This is a genomic window from Cyclobacterium sp. L-R, from assembly GCF_056859355.1.
Window position 1 is genome coordinate 81,477 of the sequence record NZ_JBSXOH010000072.1, and the last position, 22,470, is coordinate 103,946.

Genomic DNA, 22,470 nt, shown 5'->3' on the forward strand with positions numbered 1-22,470 from the left:
TTATTCTTATGGGTTGTGAGAATGATTCATTTGAACATCCCAACTACATGGCTTTTAACAATGTAGAGTATGTGACTGAATTTCCTGAGACCTTTTCGCTCCAAAACAAGTCAATTCCAAACATCGATATAATTGGGATGAGAAATTTTGCCATTTATGATAGTATATTGATTCTTAACACAACTAAGCCAAATGGGCTTTGGTCATTTTACTCCTTGTTAAATTATCAGAAGTATGGTGACCATCTCAAAAGAGGAGAAGGGCCTTTAGAGTTTATGCAGGGGCCAAGTGCTTCTTCAAATTCCAAAATAACCAATGAAGGAGACCAGTTAGTTGCATTTCTGTATGATTTCCAAAAAGGAAGGCTATTAAAGCTTAATATTACAAAATCTATTGAGACCAATAATCAGCAGCTTTCAATTTTAAATGATGATTTACCTCCATTCTTATTTAATTTCACATTTATTGACAGTTCAAGATATTTAATTAAAAAAATTGAGAATTCAAATAGGCAACAAATACGTTCTTTTATAAAAGATGGTCATGAATCCGAAATAAGCATTCTTAAAAAGCTTAATCAGGCATCTATTGTGCAGGGAGAAGATTATAATATTTTGTCAACCATAACGAAATATAATAATAAAAATAATGTATTTTTAGAAATGCCAATAGGATTGAATTATTTAAATATCTATTCCTTAGACAGCACTATTGCCAAAACTATATGTATTGGGGAAAAATTATATGACATTGAAGAGATTCAAAAACAAAGCCCAGAAGAAAGAATATATACTTTTGCAAATTCACGAATTTATGACGATTTTCTTGGTGTAGTTTTTATTAATGAAGGAAAAAAGAATTACCAAACCAATAGAACAAAACTACCGTCAATATTACTGTTTGACTGGAATGGACATCCTTTGGCGGAATTGAAGCTTGAAAACCATATTACAAGTTTTGATATTGATTTTATTAATCAAGAACTTTACACCTTTGATGTACACTCGGATGAGTTTTTCAAATATGACATAAAGGACATTTTGACAACGTTAAAATTGGCGAATTAGACCTTTCAAATATCTAAATGGAGTGAGGATTTTAGGAGTAGATGCCATCTACTCCTTAATATCGAAAGAAAAGTACATCCGGAAGACCATATGCTAATTGAAAAAACCCTGTTCAACCCACTCCGGGGTTGAGGAATTGATGGGGATCTATTGTCCATGGGTTGCCACCCATGGCTATTGTTGTTGAAGCCCTTTAGGCTTCTTTGGTTTCGTTATAATGGACTATTCGAAAGAACTAAATCGATAGCATCAATTATCTCACAAATCCCAGGTCTGAAGGACCTGAACAATAATAACCGTGAGTGGAAACTCACGGAGAAGCTGTTACCTACCTTTTCCTCAACCCCGGATGGGGTTGAACAGTGATACGAAAAACAAGTTCACTTTCGCTAAAATGCTATGAAGAGACTGTCTTGACCTCTGGACTTAATTCAAATAATCTTTAACCGGTAAAAGTTTATAACAAATACTATTTTCAAAGCCTGGTCGCAGTTTAACCTAAATGCTTAGCCAAGGGAATCATGTTTTCATCTAACATCAATACCTTGCCTATTCCTCAACAAGTACATTGATAGTTTTACTCTTTTCGGAGAATACCTCACCACCTGAATTGGTTGTTAATGCTATCATATAGCTAAATTGTAAGGTAACCGGCTTTCCAACCATCTCCTGAGTGGGCTGAAAGGAAAACTTTTCACTGTAGGGAGTTTCAATAAAATCATCGATTTCATTGTCTACCAGTTTGTACTCCTCGGTTGCGTCACCATAAGACAATATTACAGTAAGCGATGTGAACTTGGTATCCTCTCCTGTTAGCAATATGTCATATACTATTTCCTGACCAATTATTGCTTGCTGTGTTTCATCTCCGGGAAGAATCGTTAAATCTGGTTTTTCTAGAAAGGTAGGTTCAAAATCCTCTCCACAGCCAATCATTAAAATTAATAGGGAATAGATAAGGTACTTGAATAAAAGATTAGGTAGTTTTTTCATAGGAATTAAAATTTTAATTTATAACTAATGGAAGGCAAAATAGGCATCAGGGTAAATTGTTCAAAACCATTGCTATTGGCATTCAAATAAATAAAATAGGGGTTTTTTCTGTTCATTACATTGTATACAGAAACATTCCATTCTCGTAAGAACCCATTTTTCCATCTTTTTTTATTTGAATAAGCCAGATCTATTCGGTGGTAGATTGGCATTCTTAGCGCATTTATATTCTCTGTGACCAACGTTTCCTGAAAAAATACAGGAAAGGGAGTATTCAAGTCATAATTGTTAGCAATATCAGCACCAGCTACATTGCTGAAATAGGCATTTGTTATGAGAAAATTGCTTTTATTGGTTAGGGTAAAAGGTTGACCAGATTGAATGGTCCCAATCAACGATAGGGATGAACGGGAAGATATTTTGTAACTACCTTCCAAATTAAAAGCATGTGGCCGGTCAAAGATAAATGGAAATTTTTCACCATTATTGATCAGGTCAAATTTGCGGAATGACCTGCTAAAGGTATAATTGGCTGAAACCAGCAACCGCTCAACACGCCTGTCCCCTCCAATCTCTAGGCCATATGCACTTCCCTCTCCCCCACCCAATATTGACTCTTCCCATTCGGTGGTTGCTATGGACAAACCATTATTTCTGTTGATCTCAATTAAATTCTCTAGCCTTCTATAGAACAAACCGCCGCTTGCTGACCAATTTTTATGGTTCTTTGTCACTGAAAAAGAAACAGTATGGCTTTCTACCGGAGCCAACTTCCTGGTGGCAGGAATCCAAATATCCGGTTCCAGAGAGGTGCCGGAAGAATTAAGCGAGTGCACCGGCTGAAAAGATTTGCTGTAGTCCAATTCCATTCCTATATCCTCTCGGACTTGATAGGTTAACATTATTCGAGGCTGAAGTGAAAAAAAATTGTTGTCATCAATAGCGTAAACCCCAAATCTCAGTCCGGGCCTAAAATGAAGATTTCTTTTTTTATTGTGAATGGAGGCCTGCGCATAACCAAAGGCCTCAAAGGCATTTAAATTTACTTTTTCTTGTCTTTCTGTTGCTCCAAATCCAGATTGATCCAGTTGATACCTGTAAGTATCTACTGGGGTAAAGTCATGGAAAATCAATTGTCCACCCACATCCACTTGGACATTCTTCTTTAGGTAATATTCCAGTTCTGATTTGAAAAGGTAATCTTTTACAGCCACCCCATAATTATTGATATTTCTCATATCGGTACTCTCCTCTCTTGTAGAATGGTCCTCTTGGGAATAATCATAATTATAACTTGAAAGCGCTACCGATGTGTTCAAATGAAGTTTATTTCCAATAACCTTCCCCCATCTTAGATTGGCAAATAAATTACCCCAGGAGTTGGTTCGGTTGAAGGAAAAATTTGCAGGTTGGTCTCCGGAAAAATAATCTCTGTCCAGCTTTTCCCAAATCCTATCCCTTCCCTGATAAAAGGAAAAATAAAGGTTGCTTTTTTCACTAAATTGATGATTTAGTTTTACAGTCAAATCATGAAACTTCAAGCCATATCTTTCCTCAGGTTTGTTGATTAAATATAAAGAACCAAGAACTAGATCAACATTGGACTTACGAAAAGACACCAAAAAAGAAGATTTCCCCTTTTTAATAGGCCCTTCCAGAGCAAGTTTACTGAACAATGGCCCGATCAGAAATTCCCCATGATAGGCGTTCATGTCCCCTTGCTTGAGATGGACATCCAGTACCGAAGAGACCCTTCCTCCAAACCTGGCAGGAAAACCACCTTTATAAAAAGTGAGTTTACTTATCGCAAAAGGATCAAAAATAGATACAAAACCACCAAAATGTCCACCGTTATATACGGGGATGCCATCCATTACCACGAGGTTCTGGTCAGGATTGCCACCACGCACCGAAAACCCAGTAGATCCCTCCAATGTTTGCTGAACCCCCGGTTGATTTTTTATTATATCTAAAATATCAATCTCAGGTTTTAATGTTGGTAATGTAAGTTCGGAAGGATGACTTATTGTGATCTCAGAACCAGATTTTATTGCTACCAAACGTTCTGCCTGCACCACAACTTCATTTAGGTTTAGAGGAATTAATTCCACCGAAAGCATTTTTTTTGTGTCGGCTGTAGTGTATTCCAGAACAAACATTTCATAACCTAAATGACTTATTCGGAGAACTCCTGCGGAATCGTCAGGCAAAAACAACTGAAAATAACCGAAATCATTGGTAAAGGTTCCGGTTTCGGATAAAGTATCATATATAGCTGCTCCTATCAATACCTCTCCACTTTCGGCATCTTTGACTTTTCCCTTTAGCGTAGTGGTTTGCGCCAATAAACTGATACTCATTAAGCAAAGAAAACCTGTAATCGCAGTTTTAAATACACTCATAGCCGGACAGATTGCAGGTTACAGAAAGATCGGTAGGGTTGTAGCCGGCAAAAACGCCTTCAGCCCCCTCAATATTGGAATAAACAGGTTGCAGCTCTTTAAAAATATCAGGGAAAAATAGCATGGGGGCGTCAAATTCAGAATTATGAGACAAGACATCCAGGTGTTGAAGTAGAGATTTTTTATACCTAAAATACTGTTCGGACACGGAGGATATTCGAAAAATAAATCTATTAGAAAAAGGATTAGCTTTAACGCTATCAAAATTTAAGGTCATGGGAAGCTTGTCTCCTTTGTTGTTTTGGAAAAGGAAATAAGGCAGGTAATTTGAGGGCAAATTTTCGATTAATGTCGCTGTATCATCGTTTCGACAGTACTGTATTTTAAATTTTGACACATCATTCTCCTCTACCTGCAAAAGCATGGATTCATAATATTTAGCCTCAATCAATGAATCAGGCATCGTCAACACAAACCTGGAAAATGGTCCGGTAATATTATCCAACTGAACAAAGCCAGCCGGAAATTTTAAATAAACATCATAGGAAGGAGCCGGTGAAGGAATGTTAGTTGTGGCTTTTATCAATTTCCCATCAGGAAGAAGTACATTTAGGTGATACGTAGTATTGGACTTGAGTTCGGCATCTCCTTCAAAGTAATCTACCGAAAACTGTAAAGAATCGATTCTTTCCTCACCTTCCCAATTCCAAGTAATCCAAACCCTAAGTTTGGACGGATCAGATATTGTTTCCATTTTTCCCAAATCACCAACTTTATGAATATAAATTGATGCTGGAACACCCGGCCTGATTAGCCCATTGACACTGTATTGCTCCTCAAAACCCTCTGATCCGTCCAAAGTATATTCTGTAATGCAACTGGAAAATAAAAGGCAACATACTGTATAAAAAATAATCCTCATTCAAAAACAATTCATCTCAAATAACTAAATAAATTCACGGAGGGTATAAAATCAATAAACATAAATTTAGTCCATTTCCCTTACTAGGCTGTAACTAATTATTCAATAAAAATAACTAATTTTTTATTGATATAAAAATTTAGTTATTTGAATGATTCCGCCTTTTTTGCCACTACACTAGGAATAGATTGCATCTACTCCTTATTATCAATGTGCTTGCGATCCTTTCAGAAATAGTAGATTAAGTATTAATCTGTCTTCCTATTTCATTTTCACGAAGGCAATAAATTATTGAGGGTATAGGCTATCAGTTGATTGTCCAATGGCTTTCCGGCCTGATTGAAAATGCTGTCTAATTTTAGCTCATAAACATAGCCCGGTTTTAGTACTTCCAATACCAATGCCACTGTCTTTTGATCAGCAGATATGGTGATGTCTTTTATGGCCACGGATTTTAAATCTCTTTGCGTAGACTTATCTACCGGCTCATCAAACGGCTTTTTCTGATACGCATAAAAATATCGACGCAACTGGTAATTTTTAATGGCCAAAGCGCCTTCCGGGTTTACCGCTTGGGTGAAGGTCAACGCAAATCCATTTTTGGTCAGCGACATTTTGGCGATATCCATGGGTGGGTTTCCGGTGGAAGAAATCTTTTGAATACCTTGATCACCTCTCCAGCCATGTTCAATTTGCCCTACCCATAAACTACCATCCGGTCCAAAAGCAAGGCGGTTGTTGCCAACTCTCAAACCTTGTCCATCAACAAATGGAATACACGCTCCTTGAAATTCCCCTGCGACTTCCTCAAGCATTACCCGGAAAATCCGGTCCCTATTCATTTCTCCAATCAGAAATTGCCCTTCAAAATCTTTAAACTGCTCGTTGTTTTTAATAAATAAAGGTTGGGTGGGAGAATTGGCCATTATTCCATGTGGAAACAATACAGACGCCTTGGTACGGAGACTGTCCAATGTTGAAATTGGGAGTGAAAATGGGTCTGCATCCTTCCACTCTTCTTGCCACACGAGGCTTGCAGGATGTCCAAAGAATCGATCTTTTTTCACATGGTACAGCGTGCTCGTCTCTACCCAATCGCTTTGGTTATCGGTAACAAACAAGTTACCCGAATCATCAAAGCCCAGACCATTCGGTGACCTGAAACCTGAGGCCATGGGAATCACTTTACCATCAGGCTGAATTTTCAATACCCAACCTCGGTAGGGAACAACTGAATACATTTGTTTTTTTCCATCTTCTCCATCTCTGCCATTTAGTCGCAACTCACCCCGAACATTCTCCCTAATGCCTCCACCAGAGGACGCGGTATTCAAGGCAATGTAAAAGTTACCTTCACTATCCCTCACAGGCCCGTAGTTGAATTCATGGTAATTGCCTGATATCCCAAAATCATCTGTTATTTTTTCATATACATCGGCTATTCCATCCTTGTCCGTATCTGTAATCCGAGTCAATTCTGGTCTTTGCAAAACCACAATTTCACTGTCATTAATTACCACCAAACCCAATGGCTCGTGCAGCCCTTCAGCAAACAAGTACCATTCATTTGTTTTAGGATCAAAAATCATGACCTCTCCTCGGGTAAAACAAGCGATCAACCGGCCATCTGATAAAAAATCAAGCCCACCCGTTTCTGCCAATAAACCATCGGGAACAGGAATAGTAGCTACCTGATAAGAGGCTCCGGCTCCTTGGGGTTTGGGCTTACAGGCTGAAACAACACAAAGACCAGTTAGTAGTACAATTAATATATGTCTCGTTTTTGTCATCACTTGTTAGTTTTTGTCATCCTAATGGTAAATTCTTTTGCTTCATCAGGACTCAACTTCAAGGCACCATTTTCTGTTTCACCCTTATTAAACCCATACTCCACTTGCCCATCAGCATTGAAAAGCAACCAGACAGGTTCTTTCGCATCGCTTATCCTTATTGTTCTGATCAATCCTGTACCTTCTTTGTTCGGATAAATAATTTCGTGAACCTCCACTCCTGAAAGCAAATAGTGAAACTCAGGGTAGCCATCGATCAATTTGTACCTCAAAAATTCAGGACTTGGAATGTTTTCTCTACTACCAATCCGTATAGGGAATTCCGTTTTCTCCCGATAAAATATTTCTCCGAGCACTTTTGCATAGGCATTTTTATGTCCGTGCCAAAGATCGGTATTGTCCAGAAATTCTCCTTGCCAGGCAAACTGTAACTGACACAATGCTGCATCCCAAGCATAAGACAATTGATTGGGAAGGTGGACAGCTATACTTGCAAGGCTGGATCCTTCGATAAAAACACGGTAAAGGTAAGGAGGCACATTGTCGTAAGGATGTAATTTGGGATGATGGTGCATGGCAGCACTTTCCGTATCCAGCACTTTCTGGTCTCCTGTCCTTCGAGAAGGCGGGATGTTTTCATCGTTTTCTAGCGCTGGCATTTTACTATCTGCGGTCACAAACATGTATCCGTACATGATAAAGCCATGACCGGGATAGGTACATACAAAAGGATAAATACCAGGCTCCTCGGGCGCTTTAAACTGTATGGTTTTGCTCTCGCCCGAATAGATTACGGGAATGGACCATAGCACCAAAGGACTCTTTGGAATAAAATTCATTTCCGGGCCTTTTTCTGCCAATTGCTGGGCTGCAAGGACTACATCGGCTCTTGATCCGGGTTTAGTAATGACCATATTGTGGGGCATGTCATCATCACTATTCGTAACAGTGAGCTTGACTTCCGCCCCGGGTGCAACAGAAAACCTGACCTTGTCAAATTGAAGACCGGGAATAGCCTTTATTTCAATGGATGTAATTTTCTTATCTTCATCCTGTGCCAGAAGTGCCGAATGTAGCAGGAGCGCAAAACAGAAAATTAATGGTGTACTGTATTTTAAAACCATAGCTAATTGTATCAATTAAAAATCCTTAAAAGGACCTCTTGGTGCTGCATTTTCCATCTCCTCTTTCCATTTTGAAAATTTCCGGGTAAGCTCTTCCAGAATTTCGGGCTTCTCCAAAGACAAATCATTTTGTTCTCCAATGTCCTGTTTCAGATCAAACAATCCATTTCCTTTTGCGGACTGCACCCATTTCCAATCCCCAACTCTTGCTGCCTGATCACCTCTAAATTCCCAGAACATTTCTGTTCTTTCAGCATCGGTTTTACCCTGAAGTACCGGTAACATGTCAAAGCCATCATAAATGATGGCTTCAGGTAGTTCTAAACCTGCCGCTGCAACCATCATGGGAAACAATTCCAAAGAAGTCAAAAAGGCATCATTTGTTTGTCCAGCTTCAATTTTACCCGGCCATTTGACCAAACAAGGAACTCTTACGCCTCCCTCAAAAAACTGAGCCTTCCCTCCTCTTAAAGGGTAATTGTCTGCCAAGGACATACCACCATTATCAGAAAGAAAGATTACCAGGGTATTTTCCTCTAGCCCCATTTCCTTAATCCTTTCCAAAATAGTACCAATGGACTGATCCATTTGGGTAACGGCAGCTTTGTATGCCCTTTGTTTTTCACCTCGTTTTGTGTTTGACTTGGGGTACATTTTCAAGTACTTTTCAGTAGCCTGAACAGTGCCCTTAATCTCCGGATCTAAATTTGAAGCACTGTGAGGAGCGTTGAAGGCCAAGGTCAGAAAAAAGGGTTTTCCTTCGCTTCCATTGATAAATTCCAGTGCTTCCCTTTCAAAAAGAGCTGTGGTATACCTTCCTTTGTCTTCCAGGCTTAACTGATTGCCATCGATCATGGATGGACTCCCATAGCGCTCATGGGTAAAATAATCAATCCCTGTGTTGGCAAAACCATAGTACTTGTCATAGCCCTGCTGCATTGGTAAATACCGCCTCAATTGGCCTAAATCCCACTTTCCTATATAGCCATTGGTATAGCCTCCTTCTTTTAATACTTCGGAAATAAAGATTTCTCTAAGGTCTGTCCCTAAGATCCGTTCCGGGGAAACGCTGTATTCGTAATCAGTATACCGATGCCCATAATTGACCATATTGTTACGAAAAAGCTCAAAAGTGCCATTTCTTTGCGGATACCTTCCTGTTAGCAATCCACTTCTGGAAGGGGTACAAGCAGAACTAGTGACATAAAAATTAGTTAACCTCACTCCTTCTGCCGCCAATTGATCCAAATGAGGGGTAAGAATATCCTTATTACCAAAGGAACCAAGGTCATGATAGCCTTGATCGTCTGATATAATCAATAGGACATTAGGCTTTTGTTGTTGGCCAAACCCATGCGTTCCAACCAAAAACAATAAAGAAAAGAGCAAGCTTTTAAGTCTCATAATCATGTCAATTTGTTCACAGATAGGCTACTTAGACCGTAATATTTATGCCTTTTGATGCAAATATTGGTTTTGCAATTTTCCGGTAATTTTCACCGAATACTTTCATGCGTTCTTTCTGGGAAAGGGAGGCATCTAGGACTTTAGCCATTTCCGTAGAAAAAGAGCGACTTGGTCCATGTCCACCCCAAACGATTCGGTCAACACCTACTATATCTACCGCATAATCCACAGAACCTGAATGCGGATCTGCACCGCTAAATTCAAACAATACATTTTCGTAAGGTCTGATGGCTCTGGCCGCCAACTCCCAATCACCACCCGCATGTCCACAAATCAATGGCACGTTCGGGAATCGTTTGGCAAGTGTCGCTACATCCATTGGAGTTGATTCCCCATCAAGGTTTCCTCCTCCGGGCCATCTTGGCTCTCCCCCTACTTTAATCCAGGTATGGATATAAATCACAGCTCCTAATTCGGCGGCATAGCGAATGATCTTGTCATTCTGGTCTGCATCGCAAGTCACCCCCAATTTATTTCCTCCAACATATTTTATACCTATGCAAGGCCCATTGGCTATCCACTTTTCCATTTTAGCTAAACTCTCATCCGGAAAACCAGGGTCTATGGGGATAATTCCGGAAATCCAGTCAGGATCATTGTTCAAGATTTCTAGTTGGGCCGCATCATGCGGCTTAGGATCCAGAGGGTCGCTTAGGGTTCCCCCTATATCGACAGAAATGATTCGCTCCAACCCCATTCTTTTTACATAAAACAGCATTTCCTGGTGTTGTTTTATGGGCTCAGTTCCTGTTAAAAACCCATGATAATGGGTATCCCAAATTCTAAATGCTTTTAATTCTTCTATATCTGGAAGTCCGTATAAATGGGGATCTATGGCGAAATTGTTCATAATGGATTGATTAAAGTAATTGGCATTTCAAATAAACTATAGAGAGGAATTCATGAAATTATTGGCATTCCCCTGCAAAATCCCATTGGCATGTTCAACCGATAATGGTGATTCCATAAGCTTCAATAAGCTTGCTTCAACGGGGAAATAAGGGGCATGAGAACCAAACAATATGCGCTCTGCAGCCAATGGAACTCCTTTTTTTCCATTCCAAGGATTGCCTTCAATCAGTTGTCCTATTGCACCACTCCCTTCAATTCTGGAAGTATCAAAAACTACATTGGTCTCCTTGATAAACCGCTCCAAAAGGTTTCCGGTAATTTTATGGGTCCAGTAAAGCATTTGAATTTTTACCTTAGGGTATTTTTTAATGATGTCTACCAAAGGATTCATGTCTGCTCCCCTGGTGAGGACGATCGGGTGGTGATTTCTACTGTCATCCATGTCTCCTACAATTTGTAAGATCATTTTCCTTTTTTCTACCTGAGCTACCAATTTTTCAAAATCCGGATGGCTTGGATCAAAGGTTTGGTAAATGGGGTAAATCCTAACACCAGGCATCTTGTATACCTCATGGCAACGCCTCAGGTCTTCTTCCCAATCCGGCCAAGCCAGATTTACTGTACCGAATGGGAGCAACATTCCCTTTCCATTATGCTTGCATTCCTTGGCCAGTCGTTCATTGACGCCATTGATGTCTTTGTGAAAAAGTGCTTGAAAGCTGCCTGCCCAGGCTTTTTCCACCCTGTGTTTGTTTAACTTTGCTAGCAAAGCATCGGTCTCACCGTATTTCAGTTTTCTAAATGGCCAATCAAACAAATTGACATTGGTATCGATGACACCTGGCTTTCCGGCAAACAAATTGGGTTTACTTTTTACATCCTCCGGTAGGTTGGTCGAAAAACTAAGTGGCAATGAGGCAGCGGCAGTGGCTTTAAGTGTGGTACTAAAAAAGCTGCGGCGGTTTACTTTTTTCATAATGTTGTTATTCAGGCTTTCAATGGTGGTTAAAGTTTCTTAGGTGTTTTTGATTTTATTCAAACTGTCTCTGTTTTCGTATACTTTCGTAATCCCGGCAACTATCTCGTCCATTTCTCTACGTGTACCTAATAGCATTCCGGAACCCCAGAAGGAGATCAGCGTTTCGTTACAAATCTTATCGCAATTTGGGAGATCCAGTGAGTTAGTGTACGCTTCCCTTCTTTCTTTTGTATACATGGTCTGGTATTCATCCAAGCCCAAAACATGTTGGATCCAAGGTTCTTTGTGCAGTCCGTTTTTAATATAGGAGCCCATAGGAATCCCTTCCGCATTCAGCGCTTTTAAGAACAGGCTCCTGTCAGCACTATTAAAATGTTCTTTGTTATAGGACATCGCAAAGTGATAATAGGAACTGCTTTCGGTTCCTGGGTACTTTTTCTGTGGAGTCAGTCCAGGAATGTCTGCCAACTGAGCTATGAGGTATTCAGCATTTTCATTTCGCTTCAAAAACCTATCCTTGGCCCCCGGCAACTGTCCCATAAGTATGGCCCCTTCAAATTCATTCATCCTGTATTTTGGGCCAATGGTTTCATTCCTACCTTTTCTGGAAGCCCCTCTGTTCTGAACCGTATAACATTGCTCCATCAAAGCCTGATCGTTTCCGACCACAGCTCCTCCTTCTCCGCAGGCAATCGCTTTACTTGCCTGAAAACTAAAGCAGCCCAAGTCCCCTATAGTACCTATGGCCTTCCCCTGATAGCGAGCAAAAGGTGCCTGACAGGAATCTTCTATTACTTTCAAACCATGCTTTCTCGCCAATTCCATGATACGCTCCATGTTCGCAGGTACGCCCATAATATGGACTGGCATTATAGCCTTTGTATTTGTATTGATTTTTTTGGCTACTTCCTCTGGATCCAACTGGAATGAAGTAAGGTCAAGGTCTACCATCACCGGTAGCGCCCTACTGGTTAAAATAGAAGAAATAGTTCCCATGTCCGTATAAGGAGAAGTTATCACCTCATCACCTGGACCAATACCAAGGGCTTCTACACAAGTACTTAAGGCCTGGGTGCCAGATCCTGTTCCTACACTGTACCCAACCCCAATCTGCCTGGCAAATTCCTTCTCAAAAGTGGGCACATTGCCTGTAGCAGATTGTATCCTGCTCCATATGCCACTTCGGGTTGTTTTGACGATGGCATTCACCATTTGATCATCCACATATGGCCAAGCTGGCCCTATCCTGCCTTTTTCTCTTATGGCTGTGCCTCCTAAAATAGCCAGCTTTTCTTTGTTTTGGATCAATACATTGCCCAGTCCAGGCAAAACAGGTGAGGCGGCTATGGCCAAAGAGCTGGTAGAAAGACCAGCCATGAATTTTCTCCTACTGTATGCTTTGTTCATTGCTTATGTGGCATTAATTGTTTTAAGAATAATTTCCTGATTCGCCATTCGGCCATAAGAAGCATTGACCATAATTATAAATTCAACATGCTTTGGGCATTTCTCCACCTCAGCAAATCTTTGGTACTTTGGCTTGCTTCTTCTTCGCGTAATGATTCAATACGCAACATTCCTGTTAGGTAATCCAGTATCGGGGCATGCGTCCCAAAAGCAAATTTATCTTCTCCATAGAATTCCAGTGCTTGTGCCATATTGGCCAGGGATCGACCGGAAGTATCCATGAGGACCTTACTTTTCATAATTAACTCAAAGTCGTCATTTTTAAGCTGATAACCATTTGCAAGGTTTAATATAAAATATTTGGCCGCTGGCACTTCCTTTATTATGGGCAATAAATCCACTAAGCCTTGCTCGGGTTTATCTGTACCTGCTAATTGATCCAAGTCCATCCAGGATTTCTGTCGGCTATCGACCATTCTCATGGTCAGCCCAACAACCAAGTCATGGTCTCGGGCCATTTTCACCAATTCAACACATGCGGAATCCGTCAATTGATAATCGTGGTATTGGGGATAAATACGTATGCCTTTAATTCCGACTTTTACACATTTATCAAAATCACTTTTCCATCCGGGGTAGAAAGGATTAATAATGGCAAATGGAATAATTCTTTCTTTATAGGTGGCTGAGGATTCAATTTCAGCAAACAATGCCTCATTGGCTGCCTGACAATTTTTATAGAAAATCCCGCTCATATTGGCGACTACAGCCTTGTCAACTCCAAACTGATTCATTTTTTTCAGCAGTGATTCACAGGTTGAATACGCCATCTGCTTGTAAGGCCAGTTGCCCACATAGGCATTGATATCAATTAACACCAAAACCTCCTTTCTTCAGCAAAGCATTGTAATTGTCGAAAAACAGTTTTCTTTTCTGTCCTTCATTGAGGTTGGAAGCCAGTACTTTTCCTACGCTTTGATAGTAACTGTTGTCCGTTCCGAAAAAAAGCCTGTCCTCACCCAAATACTTAAGGGCGAAGTCAATCATGTTTTCTTCATTATTGCTGCCTCCTGTGTCCACATATATATTGGGCGTATGTTCAAAGGTTTTACACATGCATTCCCAATCTCCTCCACCTCCGATATGGGCAAATTGGAAATTGGCATCTGGAAATTTCTTTGCAGCGGCTACAAAATCTTCCGGTGTAGAAGTGCCAGGAAATTTTCCAGCATCATACTTCATTCGGTACCCTCCTACTCCTAGCTGACACTCTCCATGCATAAAAACAATCATTTTTAATTCAGAGAGCTTTTCAATAATGGGTTCATACAATGGGTCACTGATCTTTACCTGATTGTACAAACGGGTACCCACAAGTCCATTGTCTACACAGCGGTTGATTTCATCAATCGCCTCCTTTTTATAAGTAGGGTTAATAGTAAATTCCCCAACCAATCGATCAGGGTAGGCTTTTACTCCTTTGATCACCTTATCATTGATACTCCTGAACTCTTCTGGAGTAGCTTTTATAGGCAACATGGGCATACCAACAAACATCTTTTCTATAGATAGCCTGTCTGCAAAATCAATTTGGTCTCTTAGCTGATCCAGAGTCATGTTAGAAGTAGCATAGGCATCTATTTTCCTGTACTTATTCACCTCTCTCATCAAATCAAAATCATTTTCTCCAGATGCCCTTGTTCTGAAATCAATAGGTGGAACACATGTCATCAAACCAAAAATGGAAACAGTTCCACTAAGTGAAAATTCTCTTCTTGTCATGCCCATGACCTATTATTTTTTATTAAAGAAGTTAACCTTCATCCAGATATTATAGCCTATTTCGAAGTCCATTGTATAATTCAACCCTGATCATATAATAGCCTTGCAACTGCTGCGACGAATCATCACGTAATAGATTGTCTATTGCCTATTTCGTGTTCATTCTAACGCTATTCGAATTGACATAAATCACCGAATTAAGGTCTTTATTTACTCCTATTTCATCAGCCCCATCGGGGCGAAATTTTTGTAGCCCCGGGTTTTTAACCCGGGGTATAAGAATATAATCGTCTCTGATTTTGGCGGTATTGTTGCCTATTTTTCAGCAACAATACTGACAAAATCCCGATGGAATTAAGCGAAGAAATGTCTTTTACCTAAACCCACGATTGACCTAACTAATCAATAACCATCATTTTGTTCCATTACCCCTGGAGCTGCCAATTGAATTTGCTCATAGGGTATTGGGAAATATTTCATATAGGCTTGTGCATTCAGATTTTGAATCACTGCCTGTTCTGTAGAGGGATTGTACTCACTTTCAAGTTGAGTCAAAGCTGTAGTAAATCTGCCAGTACGTACCAGGTCAAACCACCTGTTGTTTTCGACGGCCAATTCAAGTCTTCTTTCCAATAACAGTTTGTCCATGAACAATTCCGGAGTGGCAATGTCTACCAAAGTATAATTATGGTCTGAATCCCCAAATGCTCTTTCTCTGATGCTATTCAACTGTGCTAGAGCAGTTTCCTGATCACCTAATTGGTACAGTGCTTCGGAATAAAGCAATACCATGTCAGCTAATCTCAAAACAGGCAAATCCAGTCCTGAACTACTGATATTGTCGATTGGAATAATGAATTTATTGAAGTAAGGAAACCAAAAAGGTTCATCATCAGGTGCAGAAGAGAAAGTTCGTTGCCATTCTGTGATGGTTACACTAAACCTGGAATCCTCAGGATTATAAGCTTTATGCAAATTCCATGTTGGTCTTCCAACCCTGCTACCGTTATTGATAACGCCGTAAACGCCTGCAGTAGGTGCCAAGGCATAAGTTAGGCTATGTCCATTGGTACCTTCCAAATAGGGTAAGGAAAAAATGGATTCAACGTTTACCTCAGTTTCTATGCGAAATAGGTCCTTAAAATCAGGCAACAATTCATAATCGTAATCTGCGAACAGCCTTTCCAATAAGGTTTTGGCATCGCTCCATTTTTCTTCATAAACTTTCACCTTAGCCAAAAGTGCTATGGCTGCTGCTTTGGACAACCTTCCTTGTTCGGAAGTAGTTGGAAGCTTGGCAATGGCATCATTCAGGTCACTGGAAATTAATGCATAAATTTCTGTTTCAGTGGCTCTTGGAACCTGTCTGGATTCCTCCACCTCGATGATACTTATCACTGCTGGCACACCTCCAAAAATCCTTACCAGATCAAAATAGAAGTAAGCTCTCAAAAATTTCGCTTCACCTGTATGTTTGTCTTTTAATTCAGTGCTATAATCTGTGGGCACTTCAATATTTTCCAAGACAGTATTGGCTCTAAAAATACCATTGTAAGTATCCTTCCAAAAGACATTTAGTCTGGGATTTTCAGGGCTAACATCCAGTAATCCTATTTCTGACATCCCTGGAGAGGTCGCAAAATAATAACCATACATATTGTCTGAAGGAATTTCCATCAATTCATAATCCGTTGGAAACCTTGATTGCAATCGATTGTAAATCCCCAAAACTGCCAGATCCAGGTCATTCGAATTTTCAAAAGCGTTGACATTGGTCAATAATGATTCTGGAATCGGATTGAGCAGATCATCATGACAGGAAGTAAAGCTTAGCAAAATCGCTAATGTGCTTAGTATAATTAATTTGTAAGTTTTCATTTTTCTGTTTTTTCGTGCCTATACCAATCAAAAGCCAATGTTAAGTCCCAAGACAAATGTTCTATTCAAGGGTTCTGAACCGAGGTTTACCCCAGGGGTACTGCTAATGCCTGAAACTTCTCCTCTTGTCGTCCCTTCGGGATTGTAGGCATGATTTCCTTTGTTTTTAATAACCAATGCGTTATTAACAGACGCATAGAGTCTTAAACTTTTAATTCCTTTTCCTTCTGAGAAATCAGGAAAAGTATAACCTAAGTTTATGCTTCTCACATTAAGGTAGGAAGCATCCTCTAAGTAAAAGTCATTGTTGGTATTGTAGCCAAACAACTGACTTAGAGCTGCTGCTGGATTAGTACCATCACCAGGTTCTTCTTCAGACCACCACTGGTTTTCTACCAATGATCTTCTCATGGCGCCCAAAGTGTTGCCCTCGTAATATTGGTTTTCTGCATTGAACATTTTGGCTCCTAATGAAGCTTGCATGAAAATACTTAGGTCAAATTGTTTCCAGTAAAATTCATTGGAAAAGCCCAATTGCATTTTAGGTTGAAAACTTCCTAAGATCACCTTGTCTTCAGGATCAATTTCACCATCATTGTTCGTGTCCTGAAATATTGGGTTACCGGGTTTTGTTCCGGCTAGGCTTGGCGTTTGAGAAATCTGTTCCTCATTCTGAAAAACACCTATAGACTTGTAGCCATAATAAGAAAACATTGGTTCTCCTTCTCTCAATAGAAAGTCCATTGACCAATAAGTATTGATTCGCTCATCCACTTCTCCCAAGTCGGTCACTTCATTTTTATTCATGGAAAGGTTAAATGAAGAATTCCATTTGAACTCACCTACCAGATTCCTGGTGTCGATCTCCACATCCAGCCCACTGTTTCTTACTTCACCAACATTGTTTATAATACTACTAAATCCAGTAATAGCAGGAGTATTAACATTGTACAACATTCCCGTGGTTAGGTTGTCATAATAATCCACATTCAGGTTAAACCTGTTTTGAAGAAAGCTTATTTCAAAACCAAAATCATAGCCTTTGGTTTTTTCCCATGAAAGCCTGGGGTTTGCCATGGAATTCTGAACAATCCCATTTACCAACATATTATTAGGAGAATAACTTACAGATCCAACAGAACCTAGATACTGGAAATTCCCAATATTAAAATTCCCTGTAACACCATAACTGGCTCTTAATTTAAACTCTGAAATATTTGGTATATTTTTTATAAACTCTTCTTCAGAAAGTCTCCATGCAGCTGAAAGGGAAGGGAAATTTCCCCATTTATTTTCAGGGCCAAATCTGGAACTACCATCTCGTCGGAAAGAACCTTCCAAGAGGTATTTGTCCTTGTAAGCGTAATTTACCCTAGCAAAATAAGAAACCAAGCCCCATTCAGATTTAGACTGTGTAGTATTGGCAGGATTGATAATGGCATTGTTGAGGGTTTTTACCTTATCGTTGTTAAACGAATTGGAAACGGCATACATCGCTAGGGACCTGGAGGTTGAATTTTGGTAAGAAGCACCAAGCAAACCACCTACATTGTGAACATCATTAAAGGTTTTGGTATAATTCAGTACATTCTCATTGACTAGATTTATACTTCTTGCATCCGAGACATTCCCATTGGTGTTTACTCGAGTATCTCCAATCCCACCACTCCAATAATCATTGTTCGTGAAAGCGATGTTTGTTCCTACAGAGGTTTTGAAGCTAAGTCCATCCATAAGGTTCAAATTGATAAAAGCCCTCCCGATATTTGTAAAAACGTTGGAATAATTCTCCGTTCCATAAAGGTAAACATAGGGACTAGCCTGTCCGGAGTGACCAGTTGGAATGTAATCATAAGTACGAGGGTATTTCCCGTCAATGTAATCAGGGCTGACAAAGGGTGGATATTTTACTAAGGAAACCATATTGGATCCTGCATACCTCGTCTTGGAATAGGAAGGGCTCAATTCCATACCCATGCTTATCATCTCATTGATTTTCACATCAACATTCGCACGAAAACTATACTTTTTATACCCGGAAGTTTTCAATACGCCTTCCTCATCCATATAAGTACCTGACAAATAATATTTGGTGTTATCGGTACCACCAGAAAGGGAAATATTGTGGTTTTGGATGGTAGCGGTCTGAAGCACTTCATCCTGCCAAATGGTTTGAGGAAGTTCTTTGGTAAGTGGATTGACCTGGTAGGTCAAAGGTCTTCTTGGATCTCCCCAAATAGGAATGGAAGTATCTCCCCCAGCCCATGCAAATTCCCTGTTCTGGTATTTAGCCAAATAGCTATGCCATTCTTCTCCTGTCAACCAATCGTCATGAACAAGGGCATTGGACATTCCAAAATAAGAATTGATTTTTAACTCAGGTTTTTGGGTCGACCCTCTTTTGGTTGTAACCAATATCACTCCTCCTGCACCTCTTGAACCATAAATAGCGGTCGAAGAAGCATCTTTTAACACCTCAATGGATTCCACATCATTCATATTCAATTGACCTAAGTTTCCTCCAGGAAAGCCATCGATGACTACCAAAGGGTCATTTCCCGCACTTATGGAACCGAGTCCACGAACCCTAATGTCAGGCGCGTCACCGGGCCGGTTACGGGTATTGGAAATATTAACCCCTGCCATTCTTCCTGCAAGGACATTTTCAAGCCTGCCAACCGGCAATTGGTCTAGGTTTTGGTTTTCTAATTTAGAAATAGATGAAGTAACAGAAGTTTTCTTCCTTGTTCCATAACCAATTACCACAACTTCATCCAGGTCTGATTGCTCTGGAACAAGGTTAATAGCAAAGGTCTGTCGATTGTTTACCGCTACCTCTTGGCTTACAAAGCCTACGAAAGAGAATACTAAAACAGCACCTTCATCAGACACCTTTAAGTTAAAGGCTCCGTCAATATCAGTGACTGTTCCAATATTCGTATTCTTGATTAGGATATTAACACCAGGAAGTGTTTCACCGCTCTCCACATCAGTGACGGTACCAGAGACGGTTCGTTGTTGTGCAAGGGTCATTGAGGCAAGCCCTGAACCCAGAAATAAGATCATTGTAAAAACCCCTAAATAAAAAAGGCGGTTGATCTTGCTTAGGACGGGAAGGAATTCTTCCTTCCCCATTTTTCCATTGTATTTTTTTTCCAAAACTGATTGATTTAAGTGGTTAATTATACTTATATAAAGATTCATTTGGTTTTGTAACTCAAATAATAATTATAGTATAAATTCCAAAATTGGAATTAAATATGTCTAATTATAGAATTAGAACATTAATCATCTTTTCGGTTACGTTACCTTAAACCTATTAAATTTTATTCAAGTAACAAACAATTTTATAGTATTTTACTTAATTGAAGATTAAATAAAATTAAACCAGTCACAGAATATAAAAGATAACTTTTCAAAGTATAAAAGTGATGAATGGAGTATTTCTAATGATTGATCTTGAAAAATAAGGCTAAATAAAAATGAAGATCATTAAATGTCAGGCAACACTTAAAATCAGCAATTTATCGCCCACCTTTAATCCAATTATTTTCCAGACTATAATAACTCCATTGGTGGACCAAGTAAAATGGTTAACTTGAGTAAAAGCCTGGATTTACATTTTACAAAAGTTTTTTTAGTCGTCTTCCAACCTTTTGCCGGGTTTCTGACTCTTTTATACATATGGACGAAAAATGAGTATACCAAAGCCAGATGCGACACTGATAAAAAAGATCAACCAAAATGACCGAAATGCTCAATTTCAGTTATTTGAAATGACCAAAGGAATGTTGTACTCAACTTGCTACAGAATAATCGGTGATGAGGAAGAGGCTCATGACATTCTTCAAGATGTTTATGTAGAAGTATTTCAGAACATACGAAAATTGAAAAACCCTGAAGCACTTATTTCATGGATGAAAACCATCGCTGTTCGAAAGGCGATACACTTTAGCAAAAAGAAGATCTATTTTGAACCGGTAGAAAATCAGGAAATGGAGACTACAGAAGCATTTGATTCTTGGTTTGATGCAGAAATACTGGATCAGGCCATACTAAGTCTTCCTTCTGGGGCCAAGGCTGTTTTTCTACTCACGACAGTGGAAGGCTATTCGCATAAGGAAACGGCAAAACTACTTAGTATCACAGTGAGCACTTCAAAATCTCAGTTGCACTATGCCAAATCATTACTTAAAAGTAGAATCACTAAGCTCCTTAAGGCATGAAGACACACAACCCCAACCCAGAGCTTTGGAATAAGATTTTAGAAAGGAAAACCTTCGACAAACAGCTGGAAGAAAATAGCAGAAAACTTCCCATCAGGGAGCCTAATACCGAGATCTGGGGACAGATTGAAAAAAGGCTTGAGGAACCGAAAAGGCAGGTAATCTGGTATTATTTAGGCGCTGCGGCCATTGCCATGTTCATGCTTTTTTCAGGCATTGCTTATTTCTTCCCCGCTAAGGTGAATGAAAAAACACCTTTGCTTACAGAAAAAACAGCGTCCACCGCTCCCGAAGATTCAGCTGCAAGGAAATCTATAAATCCGCTGTCCAAGACCAGTGAAAAAATAACAACGAATGAACTTCCTCCTTCAAAGGTAGCCATTTCTTCCACTTTGAAACGTGAGAAAATAGTACCCATAGAGGCAGAACCAATTGTATTGAGCCCATTCCAAATAAAAAAAGAACACACCATTGCCAAAGCAAGTATCTACCGGCCTATGGCAGACAATACAAAAACTTACCATGAAGTGAAAATCACTTGGGAAGCAGAAAAACCAAAATCAAGCGGTTCTCCTTTTGGAAGAAAAGAGAAAATACAAGTAGAAAACGTCAATTACCCGACGGCTACAATTCAAGTTAAGTTCAATAAATCAAAAAACTAATATTCTAAATTCTCTCGTTATGAAAAGATCAATTCAATTGTCTTTAATGGCATTGCTATGCGCAATCCAATTTGAAATCCTTGCTCAGCAAGTAGAAAACCAATTGCCTAAAAATACCCAGGAATGGATGGACGAAGATTGGCCGGTTACTGATTCCCTGGCTTTTGAATTGCCAAATCAAGGCAAACTTCTATTATTGTTTAATTCTGATGAGCACAGCCCAGAGGACTTAAAATTAAAATTTAAGCCCATTCTTAAAAAAGCAACTGAATTTCCTGAGTTTAAAACCATTACCTACAGGCTAGCCGAGGCATTTCCACAGACAAGTGTGGACAGAGTAATTCTCAACATTGAAAAAAAATATGTCCCTTATGCAGATCGGCTAGAAATGACTTTTCCTGTAGGATTAGATTATACGGGAGGTTATTTCACACCTGAGATAGGGTTTAGGAGTAAGATTTCTTGGAGAAAATTTGATATTGGCGCTTCGATTACCAACTCCGTTTTTTTCCCGGAAAAGATTGAAAACAAGGTAGCGGTCAATCACAATTGGTTTTTAAATGCGGAATTCAGCTGGGAGCTATTCAATCCCAAATCCAATAATAAAAACATGATAGGCATTGGCTACCTATTGAACGAAGAGAAAAGCCAACTATTCAACCAAACTACGATCAAAGCTTTCTACAGAAGGCAAGTCAGTCAAGTCATTTCTATTCAGGTAGGGGTAGTTGGCACCAACAAACTTAACACCCTTTATCCTACAATAGGAGTAAGGTTTTGGTAAAAACTAACATAAAGAAATAACTAACCGATTTTTTTAAAATACCCATAGTTTTTTAGAAAAAACAGGCATTACATTCTCTTTTCAAAAAAATAGCATGGCTCAACCGTGCTATTTTTTTTCAGCCTTAAACCCGAA

General features: G+C 39.5%; 17 protein-coding genes. 4 read left to right on the forward strand and 13 right to left on the reverse strand.

Translation table 11 applies throughout. The features are described from left to right. The first annotated feature begins 137 nt into the window (after positions 1–137). Positions 138–1,067 (forward strand): BF3164 family lipoprotein, encoded by a 930-nt coding sequence (locus AC13EX_RS11870; protein ID WP_482892850.1) that lies wholly within the window; start codon positions 138–140, stop codon positions 1,065–1,067. Between the two features lie 549 nt (positions 1,068–1,616). On the opposite strand, the gene AC13EX_RS11875 is transcribed toward AC13EX_RS11870, so the two are convergent. The 13 genes from AC13EX_RS11875 to AC13EX_RS11935 form a co-directional block, all read right to left on the reverse strand. Beyond that, positions 1,617–2,060, reverse strand: coding sequence for a hypothetical protein (locus AC13EX_RS11875; RefSeq protein WP_482892851.1), 444 nt, complete (start codon positions 2,058–2,060; stop codon positions 1,617–1,619). A 5-nt stretch (positions 2,061–2,065) separates the two neighbouring features. Further along, entirely contained in the window at positions 2,066–4,462 is a 2,397-nt protein-coding gene (locus AC13EX_RS11880; protein ID WP_482892852.1) for a TonB-dependent receptor, read from the reverse strand. Continuing rightward, positions 4,449–5,384, reverse strand: coding sequence for a DUF4249 domain-containing protein (locus tag AC13EX_RS11885; RefSeq protein ID WP_482892853.1), 936 nt, complete (start codon positions 5,382–5,384; stop codon positions 4,449–4,451). The genes AC13EX_RS11880 and AC13EX_RS11885 overlap by 14 nt, the downstream gene beginning before the upstream one ends. 272 nt (positions 5,385–5,656) lie before the next feature. Next, positions 5,657–7,174, reverse strand: coding sequence for a PQQ-dependent sugar dehydrogenase (locus AC13EX_RS11890; protein WP_482892854.1), 1,518 nt, complete (start codon positions 7,172–7,174; stop codon positions 5,657–5,659). Next, positions 7,174–8,313: a plastocyanin/azurin family copper-binding protein gene (locus AC13EX_RS11895; protein WP_482892855.1), complete on the reverse strand. Its 1,140-nt coding sequence runs from the start codon at positions 8,311–8,313 to the stop codon at positions 7,174–7,176. Before AC13EX_RS11895 ends, AC13EX_RS11890 begins: the two co-directional genes overlap by 1 nt. Further along, positions 8,314–9,702 (reverse strand): sulfatase family protein, encoded by a 1,389-nt coding sequence (locus AC13EX_RS11900; RefSeq protein ID WP_482892856.1) that lies wholly within the window; start codon positions 9,700–9,702, stop codon positions 8,314–8,316. A gap of 31 nt (positions 9,703–9,733) precedes the next feature. Further along, the gene (locus AC13EX_RS11905) at positions 9,734–10,615 is read right to left on the reverse strand and encodes an amidohydrolase family protein (protein ID WP_482892857.1); all 882 of its coding nucleotides are present in this window, start codon (positions 10,613–10,615) and stop codon (positions 9,734–9,736) included. A 36-nt stretch (positions 10,616–10,651) separates the two neighbouring features. Next, the gene (locus AC13EX_RS11910) at positions 10,652–11,593 is read right to left on the reverse strand and encodes an amidohydrolase family protein (protein ID WP_339710179.1); all 942 of its coding nucleotides are present in this window, start codon (positions 11,591–11,593) and stop codon (positions 10,652–10,654) included. A gap of 39 nt (positions 11,594–11,632) precedes the next feature. After that, positions 11,633–13,003, reverse strand: a complete 1,371-nt coding sequence (locus AC13EX_RS11915) for a DegT/DnrJ/EryC1/StrS family aminotransferase (RefSeq protein WP_482892858.1) — start codon at positions 13,001–13,003, stop codon at positions 11,633–11,635. 74 nt (positions 13,004–13,077) lie between these two features. Beyond that, positions 13,078–13,797, reverse strand: a complete 720-nt coding sequence (locus AC13EX_RS11920) for an amidohydrolase family protein (RefSeq protein WP_240477899.1) — start codon at positions 13,795–13,797, stop codon at positions 13,078–13,080. 73 nt (positions 13,798–13,870) lie between these two features. Beyond that, positions 13,871–14,785: an amidohydrolase family protein gene (locus tag AC13EX_RS11925; protein WP_339710170.1), complete on the reverse strand. Its 915-nt coding sequence runs from the start codon at positions 14,783–14,785 to the stop codon at positions 13,871–13,873. 402 nt (positions 14,786–15,187) lie between these two features. Continuing rightward, positions 15,188–16,663: a RagB/SusD family nutrient uptake outer membrane protein gene (locus AC13EX_RS11930; RefSeq protein WP_482892859.1), complete on the reverse strand. Its 1,476-nt coding sequence runs from the start codon at positions 16,661–16,663 to the stop codon at positions 15,188–15,190. A 27-nt stretch (positions 16,664–16,690) separates the two neighbouring features. Next, positions 16,691–19,822, reverse strand: coding sequence for a SusC/RagA family TonB-linked outer membrane protein (locus AC13EX_RS11935; RefSeq protein WP_048644279.1), 3,132 nt, complete (start codon positions 19,820–19,822; stop codon positions 16,691–16,693). Positions 19,823–20,358: 536 nt separating this feature from the next. On the opposite strand from AC13EX_RS11935, the gene AC13EX_RS11940 reads away from it, so the two are divergent. The 3 genes from AC13EX_RS11940 to AC13EX_RS11950 are packed head-to-tail and all read left to right on the forward strand — an operon-like array spanning position 20,359 to position 22,335. Further along, positions 20,359–20,889, forward strand: a complete 531-nt coding sequence (locus AC13EX_RS11940) for an RNA polymerase sigma factor (RefSeq protein WP_048640136.1) — start codon at positions 20,359–20,361, stop codon at positions 20,887–20,889. After that, a complete protein-coding gene (locus AC13EX_RS11945; protein ID WP_339710160.1) occupies positions 20,886–21,551 on the forward strand; it encodes a hypothetical protein in 666 nt (221 codons plus the stop codon). The genes AC13EX_RS11940 and AC13EX_RS11945 overlap by 4 nt, the downstream gene beginning before the upstream one ends. A gap of 19 nt (positions 21,552–21,570) precedes the next feature. Then, positions 21,571–22,335, forward strand: coding sequence for a hypothetical protein (locus AC13EX_RS11950; protein WP_482892860.1), 765 nt, complete (start codon positions 21,571–21,573; stop codon positions 22,333–22,335). Positions 22,336–22,470 lie beyond the last annotated feature (135 nt).